This window comes from Rossellomorea sp. GQ25, assembly GCF_059758515.1.
On sequence record NZ_JCAXEQ010000002.1, the window covers coordinates 802,573 to 815,608 of the forward strand.

At 43.1% G+C, this 13,036-nt stretch carries 14 protein-coding genes and 1 riboswitch; of the genes, 10 read left to right on the plus strand and 4 right to left on the minus strand.

Annotated features, from left to right (window positions below; all coding sequences use genetic code 11):
• The first annotated feature begins 90 nt into the window (after positions 1-90).
• Positions 91-192, plus strand: a riboswitch (purine riboswitch).
• 136 nt (positions 193-328) lie between these two features.
• The 10 genes from AC6CIB_RS09800 to AC6CIB_RS09845 all read left to right on the plus strand — a co-directional run bounded on the left by AC6CIB_RS09800 (position 329) and on the right by AC6CIB_RS09845 (position 8,169).
• Complete coding sequence (locus AC6CIB_RS09800; protein ID WP_498280097.1) at positions 329-1,522, plus strand: NupC/NupG family nucleoside CNT transporter; 1,194 nt, start codon at positions 329-331, stop codon at positions 1,520-1,522.
• A 92-nt stretch (positions 1,523-1,614) separates the two neighbouring features.
• Positions 1,615-2,118 (plus strand): acyl-CoA thioesterase, encoded by a 504-nt coding sequence (locus tag AC6CIB_RS09805; protein WP_498280099.1) that lies wholly within the window; start codon positions 1,615-1,617, stop codon positions 2,116-2,118.
• A gap of 630 nt (positions 2,119-2,748) precedes the next feature.
• A complete protein-coding gene (locus AC6CIB_RS09810) occupies positions 2,749-3,726 on the plus strand; it encodes a BMP family lipoprotein (protein WP_498280101.1) in 978 nt (325 codons plus the stop codon).
• A 22-nt stretch (positions 3,727-3,748) separates the two neighbouring features.
• The gene (locus AC6CIB_RS09815) at positions 3,749-5,407 is read left to right on the plus strand and encodes a methyl-accepting chemotaxis protein (protein ID WP_498280103.1); all 1,659 of its coding nucleotides are present in this window, start codon (positions 3,749-3,751) and stop codon (positions 5,405-5,407) included.
• A gap of 511 nt (positions 5,408-5,918) precedes the next feature.
• A complete protein-coding gene (gene mreBH, locus AC6CIB_RS09820) occupies positions 5,919-6,923 on the plus strand; it encodes a rod-share determining protein MreBH (RefSeq protein ID WP_034761217.1) in 1,005 nt (334 codons plus the stop codon).
• Positions 6,924-6,941: 18 nt separating this feature from the next.
• On the plus strand, positions 6,942-7,097 hold the full coding sequence (locus AC6CIB_RS09825) for a hypothetical protein (RefSeq protein WP_498280105.1): 156 nt from the start codon (positions 6,942-6,944) through the stop codon (positions 7,095-7,097).
• 141 nt (positions 7,098-7,238) lie between these two features.
• Positions 7,239-7,517 (plus strand): hypothetical protein, encoded by a 279-nt coding sequence (locus AC6CIB_RS09830; protein ID WP_498280107.1) that lies wholly within the window; start codon positions 7,239-7,241, stop codon positions 7,515-7,517.
• Entirely contained in the window at positions 7,495-7,668 is a 174-nt protein-coding gene (locus AC6CIB_RS09835) for a class F sortase (RefSeq protein ID WP_498280589.1), read from the plus strand. Before AC6CIB_RS09830 ends, AC6CIB_RS09835 begins: the two co-directional genes overlap by 23 nt.
• Entirely contained in the window at positions 7,650-7,853 is a 204-nt protein-coding gene (locus AC6CIB_RS09840) for a class F sortase (RefSeq protein ID WP_498280561.1), read from the plus strand. The genes AC6CIB_RS09835 and AC6CIB_RS09840 overlap by 19 nt, the downstream gene beginning before the upstream one ends.
• Positions 7,854-7,938: 85 nt before the next feature.
• Positions 7,939-8,169, plus strand: coding sequence for a hypothetical protein (locus AC6CIB_RS09845; protein WP_498280109.1), 231 nt, complete (start codon positions 7,939-7,941; stop codon positions 8,167-8,169).
• A 38-nt stretch (positions 8,170-8,207) separates the two neighbouring features.
• Here AC6CIB_RS09845 and AC6CIB_RS09850 read toward each other — a convergent pair whose 3' ends face one another.
• The 4 genes from AC6CIB_RS09850 to abc-f form a co-directional block, all read right to left on the minus strand.
• Positions 8,208-9,287, minus strand: a complete 1,080-nt coding sequence (locus AC6CIB_RS09850) for a nitric oxide synthase oxygenase (RefSeq protein WP_498280111.1) — start codon at positions 9,285-9,287, stop codon at positions 8,208-8,210.
• Between the two features lie 102 nt (positions 9,288-9,389).
• Positions 9,390-9,905 (minus strand): GNAT family N-acetyltransferase, encoded by a 516-nt coding sequence (locus AC6CIB_RS09855; RefSeq protein ID WP_498280113.1) that lies wholly within the window; start codon positions 9,903-9,905, stop codon positions 9,390-9,392.
• Between the two features lie 97 nt (positions 9,906-10,002).
• Positions 10,003-10,986: an NAD(P)/FAD-dependent oxidoreductase gene (locus tag AC6CIB_RS09860; RefSeq protein ID WP_498280115.1), complete on the minus strand. Its 984-nt coding sequence runs from the start codon at positions 10,984-10,986 to the stop codon at positions 10,003-10,005.
• An 86-nt stretch (positions 10,987-11,072) separates the two neighbouring features.
• Positions 11,073-12,950, minus strand: coding sequence for a ribosomal protection-like ABC-F family protein (abc-f, locus tag AC6CIB_RS09865; RefSeq protein ID WP_498280117.1), 1,878 nt, complete (start codon positions 12,948-12,950; stop codon positions 11,073-11,075).
• Between the last annotated feature and the right edge of the window lie 86 nt (positions 12,951-13,036).

Here is a 13,036-nt window from a genome sequence, read left to right on the forward strand (position 1 = left end):
AAGGAATCACCACGTTTTTCCATGCTTTTCTTTTTAAAAAACTATTGTGATGGTATTCAGACGTGTGATAGAGTAGAAAACATATTTCAAATCAACTTCATACGAATTCCTTATATATCTATGGTGATATGGACCATAAGTCTCTACCTGGCAGCCGTAAAGTGCCGGACTATAAGGAAAGTCTTTTCTATATGCTACTGGTGTATGGAGACTTTCCCTATTTTTTAGAGAATGTCTTCATGCACTTTTTTTATTTTTTGAGAGGTCTGACATCATACGACGTAAACTTGAGAATTCGTTGAAGATTACAGGTTGGGGGATTGGTATTGTGAGTTTAGTATATGGCGTCTTATCATTACTTGGAGTTCTATTTTTAGCATGGCTGTTGAGCAGCAACCGCTCAGCGATACAATGGCGTACGATCATCATCGGGATCTGTCTGGAGTTCCTGCTTGTCTTATTTGTATTAAAAGTCCCATTCGGACAAACCATTTTGAAAAAAGCTGCCTTGGGCGTACAGAAAGTCATCGACTATAGCAATGAAGGAATCATGTTCGTGTTCGGGGGATTCTTTGAAAAAGGTACGAATATTTCATTCGTTTTCGCCATCAATGTTCTAGGTGCTATCATCTTTATTTCTGCACTCATTTCAGCACTATATTACTTACGCATCATCCCGTTCTTTGTAAAATATATCGGAATAGGGTTGGGTAAAATCCTTGGGACAACAAAGGTTGAATCGTTTAATGCGATTGGAAATTCCTTTCTTGGTTTAGCAGAGGCTCCCCTATTGATTAAACCTTATTTAATAAAACTGACACGTTCTGAACTTTTTGCCGTGATGGTCGGGGGAACAGCTTCAGCAAGTGGTGCGATATTAATCGGATATTCATTGATGGGAATCGACATGAAATTTCTTCTTCTATCCGTCTTTAGTGTACCAATCGTCTCTCTTGTGATTGCCAAAATCATCGAACCTGAAACAGAAGAATCCAAGACGAATGGTGATATTTCATTAGGAAAAACCACACATACAAATGTGTTTGAAGCTATTTCAGAAGGTGCCCTTAGTGGTACACAGCTGGCCATCAATATTGGTGGACTACTCATCGCCTTTATCGGAATTCTCGCTCTCGTCAACGGATTACTGGGTGCTGTCGATATGAGTCTTTCCACGGTCTTCGGCTACCTGTTTTATCCACTGGCTTTATTAGTCGGTATACCAATGGATGAAGCGTTCCGTGCTGCCTCCATCATCGGGACTAAGCTTTCTGTGAATGAATTCGTCGCATACAAAGAACTATCAGGAATGATGAGCGAGCTTTCACCGAAGACTGTTGCGATTCTTTCCGTTGCTCTTTGTAACTTTGCGAACCTGTCTTCGATCGGTCAATTGATTGTTGGCTTGGGTTCTTTAGAGCCGACACAGCGTCCAACAGTCTCTAAGTTAAGCTTGAAGGCCATCGTAGCTGGTACACTGGCTAGCTTCATAACGGCCATTATCATTAGTATATTTCTATAACTTTTTCTCGCAATTATGTTTCTTCTGACCCCCTTTAGTGAATAGTATAAGGTAGCAATATTTTTTCACATTGACAACGGAAGGTGAATTCATTGAGAGAAAAAAAGTTAATGAAAGAAACGAAAACAAGTAAAACGACCCACGTTCTTCCACCCGACACCAACCATCATGGTACATTGTTTGGTGGAAAACTGATGGCCTATATAGACGACGTGGCCTCCATTGCCGCTACCCGTCATGCCCGCAAGCCCGTGGTAACGGCTTCAACAGATTCCGTTGACTTCCTGCAGCCTATCAAAGTCGGGGATGCTGTGACTTTGGAAGCGATGGTCACGTATACCGGACGCAGCTCCATGGAGGTTTGTGTGAAGGTCACTTCAGAGGTGCTTTTAACAGGAGAAACCAATGTGGCTGCCATCTCCTTCTTGACCTTTGTTGCTTTAGAAGACAATAAACCAGCCGTCATTGCGGAAGTCGTACCGGAAACCGAAGAAGAAAAATGGCTGAACGAAACCGCCAAGAACCGTGCCGAACACCGTAAAGCCCGTAAAAAACATAGTCAGGAACTTGCGGAGTTTTTCCGTAAAGCGTATTGATGAATGGGAGATGCTTGATGAGAGCATCTCTTTTTTTGTTGAGAAAGAACTTGAAAGTTGTCTGTTCGCCGTTATATTTAGAATTTCGCCGTTAAAATGGGATTTTCGCCGTTATCTTGGATTCCGTTCTCCTGCCGCTTATTAACGTACGAGAATTCATAGTCTTAATTAAGACGGGGAATCAGCCGTTCGCTGAAATATGTGGAGTTTCGCTGATAATACGATTTCGCTGATATATCGAAAATTTTGCCGATAAAATGTAATTTCCTAAAATGCTTCTCATTTCTGTCCAAAATCCATCCCCTCCCCCTTTTCCGATTATTTCAATAGCGATTCTACCCGAGAAAATTGTAATTTTCCATTTTAGTTGCCGATTCCCCCCAGACAATTGTAATTTTCCATTTTAGTTGCCGATTCCCCCCAGACAATTGTAAATTTCCAAATATCATTGCCAATCAAAAAAACACCAATGTCCGATAACCATCATCCAAACCACTCACTCCATAAACTCCAGTCACTCCCACAACACTTTTTTTCCCTCCTCCCCTTCAAAATAGGTCCGTCCCTCCGATAATACAGAAGTACGGACATGTGAAATGTCTCAACATTGACTTATTTGGAGGTAGCGTTTTGAAAAGAATAATCAGCATGTTTCTTCTTGTCATGCTTGTTGTGGCGGGATGTTCCACACCCATGACGGAAGAAGCGAGTATAGAAAAGCAGCAGAGTATTGGAATCCTTCTCTCTGACACAGGGCTTGGAGATGGATCGTTTAACGATTCAGCATTTAGAGGATTAGAACGGGCCAGGGATGAATTAGGTATTTTATTTGATTATAGAGAAGCACCTGACGGGAACTTTGAAGAAGCACTTCAGGAGCTTGTCGATCAGAAGCATGAGCTTGTGATCGGCCTTGGATTTTCGATTCAAGATGCGATTGAAAAGATTGCAAAAGAAAATCCTGACCAGAAATTTCTATTGATAGACGGTTTCTCTGATGTGGATAATATCACATCCATTACGTTTAAAGAACATGAAGGCAGCTTCCTTCTCGGTATGGTTGCAGCTATGAAATCAAAAAGCAACACGATTGGATTCATTAGTGGAGCCGATGTTCCTGTTATTCAACGATTTGAAAAAGGGTTTGAACAAGGAGCTCAGTACATCAATCCTTCCATAAAGATATTGAAAGACAACGCCGACAACTTTGGTGACGCTGAGCTTGGCGGGAAAATAGCTGAGAACCAAATGAAACGAGGCGCAGATTTTATTTATCCTGCCGCTGGTTTTACAGGAGTGGGAGCGATTCAGGCTGCGCAAAAAGCAGGCATTTTGTCTGGAGGGGTCGACTCGGATCAATACTTCATTGCCGAAAAGTCGGTTGCCACGTCCATGGTCAAAAAAGTGGATAACGCGGTTTTCAACGTTACAAAAGAACTCATTTCAAATCAAAAAATAACTCAACAAGGCTATGAGCTGGGTCTCAAGGAAGATGGAGTGGGATTAGCCCCCATTCGTGTCACCAGCTTGTCTCCTGAAGAAACCAAACAACTAGAAGATGCTAAAAACAAAATCATCTCTGGGGACATTACAATTAAATTGCAATAAATCTCATCTAAGGAGTATTCTCATGGCATTAAAAAAACGTTTACTGATTTTGGGACTTATCCCCCTTATCCTTTCGACGATTATCATTGGGTACATCGTCTCTCAATTGATTTCTCTTCAAAATTCTGCAAATGAAGATGTACAAGTGCTTCTTGAAACAGAGACATTGCGGGGAGATTTGATTGTGGCAAAGCAAGCACTATCCAATTACTCCGTCAATTCAACAGCAGAAAACAAACAAATGGTAGAAGGTATGCTGGAAGAAACCTCTTCGCAGATCTCAGATTTGAAAAAGCTTTTGACAATTAAAAATCAGCAAGAAACCCTTTCATCCATCGAGACTAAATTCACAGATTTGAAGACTGCCTCAGATGCAGCTCTCACTGAAATGAACAAAGCGGAGATTAAGCGCCAGTCAATCCGTATCTCTGGAGTCCTGAACGATATGTATCTATTAACTAAACAAACAAATGATTGGTATCAAAACCTATTAAAAGAAAACAAGAGGCAAATTGAATTTATTGTATGGGTGTCAGTGATCGGATTTATCTTAACCATCATCCTCTCTATGGCAGCATCTACCTTACTGACACAACGAATTGTGAAGCCTTTAAACATAATGGTGGATAACGCTGAAAAGATGGCCAATGGTGATTTAACGATTTCAGTTGAATCGGTTAAAGAGAAAAACAGTAAATTTGAAGTGGACAAACTCCAAACGGCTTTTCACCATATGGTTCTGAACCTGCGGAGTACAGTTCAATCCGTCCATGATATCGGATCAAATGTAGAGAAGTTCACTCAGGATGTACGCTCACAAATGACGAGTTTGGCAGAAAGCAGCAACCAGGTGGCGGTTTCGACCGAAGAATTGGCCAAAGGAAGTCAATCCATCTCAGAAGACATCCAATCAACGGCTGCTTTCATGTCTCTGATGGGTGATGATTTTGCCAAAAATGTACGACAAAGTGGAGAATCATCCGCTAGCAGTAAAGTGGCATTAGATTCGGTTGAGCATGGACGAGCATCCTTAAATAAGCAGCAGCAATTTGCTGAAATGATCGCCGAATCTTCTTCATCCATCATGGATTCCATCGAATCTTTTGCCCAATATACCGGTGAAATTGAACATGCCTCCCATGCGGTCAGGGAAATTGCCGATCAAACAAATCTCTTAGCACTAAACGCAGCAATCGAAGCAGCCAGAGCCGGGGACGCAGGAAAAGGATTCGCCGTCGTTGCCCAGGAAGTCCGAAAACTGGCAGAAGACTCATCTGTTGCAACCGAGCGAATAAGTAACATGGTCGGAAATATCAAAAATGGCATCCACTCTATTATGGAAGCTTCTCAAAAGGGAAAATCACTTTCTACTCAGCAAGTGGGCTCCATGAGTGTGACAGAGCATGCGTTTAAAGAAATCTCCGGAAATGTTTCAACAATTTATGAAAATTTAGTGCAACTTGAGAATGGCATGCATGCTTCGAATGAGCGTACCAACCAGGTGATTGCAGCCATTGAAAACATCTCGGCGATCACAGAGGAAACGGCTGCCGGGACTGAAGAAATTTCTTCATCTACAGAAGAGCAGCTGAGGTACTTCGAGCAAATGAATGAACAAGTAGGAAAATTGAACGGAATGACAGAAGAAATGAAAAAAGAATTGGAGCGATTTACGCTTTGATAATGGAAAAATGCCTCTTAGTGGGGCATTTTTTTGTTTGATAGAATGATTGATATTGACGGCGTATCGGTCGTTCGCATTGCGATTCCACCAAGATAAAAGGGAATATCCAAATACAATCGTAATCAAAAGAAATACGCTAATCTGCTTCAAGAGTCCCACCTCACATCCTGCCCCTCCATTTTCACCTAAGCACCATCCCATAGGACCATCCCCGCACCCGCAACGATCCCTTCACCACCATTCGACTACTCCAAACATCCCCATCTATATTACAGAACGTTTAAATTTTTTTAACGAACAAAGAATCAAGGTCTGCCCCCACGTACCCCAACAGGTATATAAAAACCCTCCATCATACACTTTTGCTTTTTTCAAAACGCTTTCACTTCTGTCATACTTTGTAACAATTTGTCGGTGGTAAATATCTCCACCTTCATAACCCTCAAAAATCTCCTATACTGTATAGAAGGTTATACTGTCTAGAATTATTAAAGTTGGAGGAATATTGATGTTATCAAACTCTGAAATTGGTATTGATTTAGGAACTGCAAATATACTTGTATACAGTAAAAATAAAGGAATTATACTTAATGAACCTTCTGTGGTCGCGATCGACACAGAGAATAAAACGGTATTGGCGGTTGGAACCGAAGCCAAGAGCATGATCGGGAAAACGCCAGGAAAAATCGTAGCAGTACGCCCGCTTAAAGATGGTGTGATTGCCGACTTTGACGTGACAACTGAAATGTTAAAACAAGTGATGAAAAAAGCGAGTAAAAAACTTGGATTCTCTATCCGCAAGCCAACGGTTGTTGTTTGTACTCCTTCTGGTGCTACAAGTGTCGAGAGAAGAGCGATTCAGGATGCCGTGAGAGGAAGCGGCGCGAAATCCGTTACCCTTATTGAAGAACCTGTAGCTGCTGCCATCGGTGCTGACTTGCCTGTAGGCGAGCCTGTTGCCAACGTAATCGTTGATATCGGTGGTGGAACAACGGAAGTAGCGATCATCTCTTATGGTGGCGTTGTTTCCTGTAACACGATCCGTATCGGCGGAGACCAAATGGATGAGGATATCGTTCAGTACGTTCGCAAACGTTACAATCTCCTGATTGGTGAAAGAACGGCTGAATTAGTGAAAATCGAAGTAGGTCAAGCACTGATTGACCATGAAGAAAGAACGATGGATATTCGTGGACGTGACTTGGTGACTGGTCTTCCAAAAACGATCGAACTATCATCCAATGAGATTCAAGATGCGTTGAAAGAGTCTCTTCTTCACATCTTAGAAACGATCCGTGCGACATTGGAAAATTGTCCTCCTGAACTAAGTGGGGACATTGTGGACCGTGGTGTGATTTTAACTGGTGGCGGAGCACTTCTGAATGGACTTCAAGATTGGTTAAGCCAGGAAATCGTCGTACCTGTTCACTTGGCTCCAAACCCGCTAGAATCAGTGGCAATCGGAACAGGACGCTCTCTATCCGTGATTCACAAATTACAAAAAGTAAAATAAGAAGAAGATATCCCCCATTTGTTTGGGGGATTTTTTTGTAATCAATTCCAAGCTGCCCTTGCAACAATGGCAATGCAAAACGGGATTGACGGATCAGAAGATTTCGATTCTTCTGTTGGTGCCCTGAATGCAAATACTGAAGACTTATCTGCAGCGAAGTGCCTCATCTTTTGAACAACACTAGAAATGAAAAAATACGCTACACACAAAAAATAATTTTAAAAGATGAGAGGGACGGACCTATTAAGGTCCGTCCCCCAGTGTGAAGATGAAAGGAGTGGCTTCACATAATGTATACTATGAGGGTTGTACTACTTGTGCTTGTACTATTGCCCATTTCTGCTTGTTCTGCAGGAGTTAAGTTATCAAGAGGAAAAAGCGACCACGCAAACAACCGAAAAGCAAGGGGAAAAGCCGAAAGCTCAAATGGCGAGTACCACCACTTCCCCTTCCCCATTTGCGGATACGATCATTAAAGATGAGCGAAGCGGAATCGTGCCAACGACCATTGAAAACCCTGCAATCGATTTATCGGCACCAGTAGAAGCTGTCGTTAAAAGAAAACGGGGAAATGGCTGTAACGGAAAGCTTTGAGAAGACCGGTTGGTATCAAGGTGGATACAAGCCGGGGGAATCAGGAAATGCCGTCATCGGCGGCCATGTGGACAGTCGAAAAGGACCGGCTATTTTTATAATCTTAACAAGCTTTCAAAAGGTGATGAAATCATCGTCACTAATAAAGTAGGCGAAAAACGCATCTTCGTCGTGACAGATATGAATGAATATCCATGGGATCACGCCTCTCTTCAATCGATCTTAGGATACTCTCACGCAAGCACCCTTAACCTTATAACTTGCACAGGTGACTTTGACCGTTCCTCAAGAAACTACAGCAAGCACCTGGTCGTTTATACCGAATTGAAACAATAGACAAACAGCACGGACTCCTTCCGCTGCTGTTTTTTTATGGATATTTTTACAAGATAGAGAAATCCTACTAGTAAGGAAGGTGAAGATGATGAACGAACAACAATTGGAAGATCTGTTTAGCTTTTATGGATATGAGGATCTATACAAACGATTCAAGACGCCTCTTTATGTGACCGGTATTATGGATGATGCTGACGCAGAATTGCTTGAAGATTTCTTTGAGAATTTCACATTCGATGGTCCTGTTTTATTTGATGAATTCAGGTTTTGGTTTCAATATTATGAAGTGTCCAAACGCCCGCCCTTTACGTTTTAAAAAAGCTGCTTTCTGTACGAAACAGAAAACAGCTCTCCTTAATAAGGCGCATCCTGGTAGAAATAATTCGTCGAATTCCACGTATTGTCGTACTCTTTATGAAATATATGATTCGTTGCCGGCGATACAGGCGGAATCAACCATGTCCAATCCCCGGTTACATCACGGTCAGCGCTCTTCTCGTTTTCTTCAAAGAAGCGGAATTGCTGAGCAGCCGTATGATGATCCACGATGCTGACTCCGTCTTCTTTAAAGGAATGGAGTACGGCGATATTCAACTCGATCAGCGCTTTATCTTTCCACAAAGTTGCCGCTCTCGACATATCTAACCCCATACAGCTCGCTACTTTCGGCAAAAGATGATAGCGGTTCTCATCCGCAAGGTTCCGTGCGCCGATTTCCGTTTCCATATACCAGCCGTTAAACGGAGCTGCTTTATATGCGATGCCCCCAATTTTCAATTCCATGTCAGAAATGATCGGAACTCCATACCACTTCAACCCCAAATCCTGGAACCAGTCAAATTCAGGGTGACGGAGAGGAACCTCCAACCTAAGTCGAGCTTCAATCTCTTTCCATTGTGGAGGTCCGTCCCCGATCTGCACTACGAAAGGCAGGACATCAAAGTGAGTCCCCTTCCCTTTCCAGCCGAGCTCCTCGCATTTCTTCGTAAAATCGATGGAATGTGGATCCCCTGCATACTGCCCATCCTCAACATATCCAGCATATCTGATCAATTGATGATTCCATATTCGGATGTCAGGCTGATGTGGCTGAGAGGGTCTGAAGATGGTAATCGTCGGACGGATTCTACCATTATTGGAAGCATAGTCAAGGTGGCGCTCTAACGCTCCGAACACCTCGTCCTCCGTCAACGCTTCCCGTTCGTCAAACACGTTCAGCGAATTCCAGAACAACCGGCCAATACAGCGATTGCTGTTTCTCCACGCCATCTTGGCTCCGTGCACAAGCTCTTCTGTCGTATGAGTATAGGTTCCTTCTGCTCTGAGTTCATCTTCTATTTGTTGTAAGCGGAGCATCAGGTCAGTGTCGCTTTTATTTAATTCCTGATAACATTGCTTAATGAAGGCCCTCGCCTCATCCAAAATCGGTGTCAATATAATCGCTTCCCTGCTTTCTTATTCAGCGCATACTGTACCTTTAAGTATACCATTTATCCTTTCCTTCTTTCCTTAGTACATTTGAACAAGGATTGAATCTTAAAGAGTCAGTGCTTTCTCATAACAGCGATATTCCTGATGCCCCTCTGGTTTAGAAGTGAAATAGACCGATCCCCGGTACTCATAGCCCATTTTTTCATAAAGGTAATTAGCCCCCGTGTTTCTTGAATAAGCATCTAACCGGATGCTCCCGAATCCTCTTTCACGAGCGAGCTCTTTACACTTCTCCATGAATACTTTACCCAATCCATTTCCTTGCTGAAGGGGATCAAGAAACAATGCATGAATCACCCACTCGTTCTTAAGCTTCCACGGAATCTCGGACCATTCCGGGGACTGCCATTCATTCAGGGTCGCGGATCCTGCTATTTTTTCATCTATCATGTATACATAAAGATTTCCATTTATCAATTCTTCTTCAAAATATTCACGGCTTGGGTAGTGATCATTCCATTGAAGCAATCCCTTTTCATCCAGATCTTTTTTACATCTCAAGTAAACGTCCATAATGGTGTCGAGATGGTCAGGGTTCGCTTGCTTTAGTTGTATGTTCATTTCATTTCCTCTTCTTATCATTGAATTTATGTACTCTTCTAGTGTTTCTTGATGATATGGTGGTTATACTGAATTCCCACAATCACCCTTTCACGGATCATGCCAATGATGATGATCCCTTCAGCTTTTCTGCCACTTTTTCTCCGGCTGAAATCCCAGATAAATAAGCACTTTCAAACCGTGTTCGTCCTGCTTCATCCTTTTCTCTTAAAAAAACATCTCCACAAACGATCACCTGCTGATGCCTTCCAAGTTCCACATAAGGAGAGCGAACGACTTCTTCTGCCTCAGCATATTTCCAACGTTTCAATTGAGCATCAACTATTTGATTTCCCTCTCCGAGATGAAGTTCTGCAACCTTCTGAATTTCACCCAAAATGGTGTCGTCCTCAAGGTCAAAGCGCTTCTTAGACCAAGCTCCCGTCATATACACACTCACCGTTACTGTAGAAGAAATTCCTTTCTTGTGATGATCTACCACCCGTTCTACTCCCGGGGGCAACTGTTCGTCCTTATGTCCCGGTGCAGGTACGATGCTCTCCTTATCAAAGGTGAACATACCTACAAAGCATGGAGCGAACGTGATAGTGTTCAGCTCCGTGCTCTCGATTTTAGAAAGCAGTTTAAGGCTCTGAGGTACAGGGGCCGTTACAATGATATGTTCCCCAATGATTTTTTCACCATTATCCAGTTCCACTTCCAGAGGTCCGTCCCTCTCATCACGGATGGAGGAAACTTTTGTGTTGAGCTTTATAGGAAGTGCTTCGGCCAGTTTTTTGGCCAGGGCGTTCATTCCATTGACGGAGGTGTATCGCGGGTAGGGATTGCCGAACCACCTTTTGACCCAGCCAGCCTGAAGCCATTTCTCAACGTCATTTTGAAGTTCTGTGGAGCGCACCGTGAAGAATTGCGCGCCGTGATCCGCTTTTCCTTCATCGATCCGCCTTGTGGCGAGTCTCCCTCCGACACTTCTACTCTTTTCAATGATGATGAAATCCGTTATACCATTATCCATTAACGTTTTGGCAGCCATGATTCCTGACAAGCCTCCACCGATGATGATCACTTCTTTTTTCGACATTCATTCTCATCCTCTCTTCTTTCATTATACAAAGGTCATTGGAAATAATGGAAGGGAGATGACTCTGTCGTCATCCCCCTTCTACACTAACCCATTAATTCTTCTAACTCCTGATACATTTTGTTTCGATTCTGCTCTTTCTGTTCTTTTTGCTTATACAGCTCCTGAAGGATGTCTACATCCTCTTGTGTAAGAAGCATCTTTTCAATGGAAAAAATCTCTTCTTCAACCCGTACAAGCATAGCCTCCACTTCTTCCATCGTCCGCGACGGCTTTTCCGGGGCCGCTTTTGGGGGTGCTTCTTTTTTCACAACGGCAGCAGGCACTTCCTGTGGAACAAGTTCAGGGAGCTTATCCTTTGCCCAGCTATAAGGGCCATCAAAGAAATAAAGTTCGCCCATATGAATCCAGTACGTTTTCTTAAATAACTTATTTAAAAAGTACCGATCATGAGATACAGCCAGGATCGTGCCTTTAAAGTCCTCCAGGGCATCCTCCAACACCTCTCGTGAATCAATATCCAGATGGTTCGTCGGCTCATCAAGGACAAGGAAGTTAATGTCCTGATACATCAATTGGGCAAGGCGGAGTCTCATCTTTTCCCCACCGCTCAGCTGACCCACTTTCCTGAACACATTCGGTCCATAAAATAAAAAACTGGCGAGAATATGCCGGGCATCCCCCTCTGTCACGGGAACCTCTTCCCGGAACGCATCAATCAAACGAACACTTGGATCCGCCACCGTAAAGTGCTGAGAAAGGTATCCTAACTTCACATTGCTTCCGATTTTCACAACACCTGCATCGGCGGTCTCTTCTCCCAGAAGCATTCTGATAATCGTTGATTTACCGGTTCCATTCTGTCCGACAATCGCGGTACGATCCTTGAAATGGACGAGGAGATCGGCGTCACTGAACAAGTTTTTGTCTCCATAAGACTTTGAAGCACCCTCCATGGAAAACACGATTTTCCCGCTTCGATCCGTTTTCTCAAACTCCAATCCCATCTTCTTGCGGTCCAGAATCGGGCGCTTGATCTTCTCCATCCGTTCTAACGCCCTCTCCATGTTACGTGCCCGTTTATGCAAAGCTTCATTAGGCGGATTGGCCTGATTCGCCCATTCCCTTAACCGTTTGATCGCTTCCTTCATTTTCTTGATTTTCTTCTGCTGCTCCTGATAGGCTTGAAATTCGACCATCAGACGTTCTTCCTTTTCCTTCACAAAACCGGAGTAATTCGTATGATAAATCATCAATTCCCCGTCCTCTAAGTCATACACCTTTGTAATCACGTTATCGAGAAAATAGCGATCATGGGAAATACACACGACGGTGCCCTCATACTCTTTCAAAAAATCCTCCAGCCATTCAACGGCGCCGATATCCAGGTGGTTCGTCGGTTCATCAAGGAGCAGTAGGTCAGGCTTTTGCAAAAGTATCAAGCCTAAACAAAGTTTGGTTTGTTCCCCGCCGCTGCAGTCATTGAAATCCTTGTCTACCAGTTCACGGATTTCCAAACCATTGACGATTTTTGAAATATTGGATTCAATTTCATATCCCCCTGCGTTCGTGAATTGGTCTTGGATTTTTCCGTATTCTTCTAATAAACGATCGAGGATGTCAGGATCATGCTCCGTCCCCATGTGGATTTCTAACTGTTTTAACCTTTCACCTGTCTTGATTAAATCAGAAAATGCAGAACGTAATACGTCGATCCCTTTCGTTCCCTCCGAAAAGTGAGGGATTTGTGCGAGATAACCTACCTTGGCTCCCTTTTTTAAATGGACAAGACCTATATCAGGTGATTCGACTCCTGATAATAATTTAAAAATCGTCGTCTTCCCAGTCCCATTTCTGCCAACGAGACCGATTCTTGCTCTTTCCGGTATTTCAAAGGATAACTCCTCAAATATTAAATGTCCTCCAAACATCTTGCTTAATTCCTGTGCACTGCATAGTATCATTTTCCTCTTCCTTTCGGTCATCTATTTTAAGGTAAGAGGTTCCGTTTTTATCACAAAAAAGCCATGAGGAAGCAGAAGGCTCACCC

Excerpts from the sequence above, each read along its gene's own strand:
- AC6CIB_RS09815 (WP_498280103.1), top strand. The coding sequence starts at position 3,749 with ATGGCATTAAAAAAACGTTTACTGATTTTGGGACTTATCCCCCTTATC.
- mreBH (WP_034761217.1), top strand. The coding sequence starts at position 5,919 with ATGTTATCAAACTCTGAAATTGGTATTGATTTAGGAACTGCAAATATA.
- AC6CIB_RS09835 (WP_498280589.1), top strand. The coding sequence starts at position 7,495 with ATGGCTGTAACGGAAAGCTTTGAGAAGACCGGTTGGTATCAAGGTGGA.
- AC6CIB_RS09845 (WP_498280109.1), top strand. The coding sequence starts at position 7,939 with ATGATGAACGAACAACAATTGGAAGATCTGTTTAGCTTTTATGGATAT.
- AC6CIB_RS09855 (WP_498280113.1), bottom strand. The coding sequence starts at position 9,905 with ATGAACATACAACTAAAGCAAGCGAACCCTGACCATCTCGACACCATT.
- AC6CIB_RS09860 (WP_498280115.1), bottom strand. The coding sequence starts at position 10,986 with ATGTCGAAAAAAGAAGTGATCATCATCGGTGGAGGCTTGTCAGGAATC.
- abc-f (WP_498280117.1), bottom strand. The coding sequence starts at position 12,950 with ATGATACTATGCAGTGCACAGGAATTAAGCAAGATGTTTGGAGGACAT.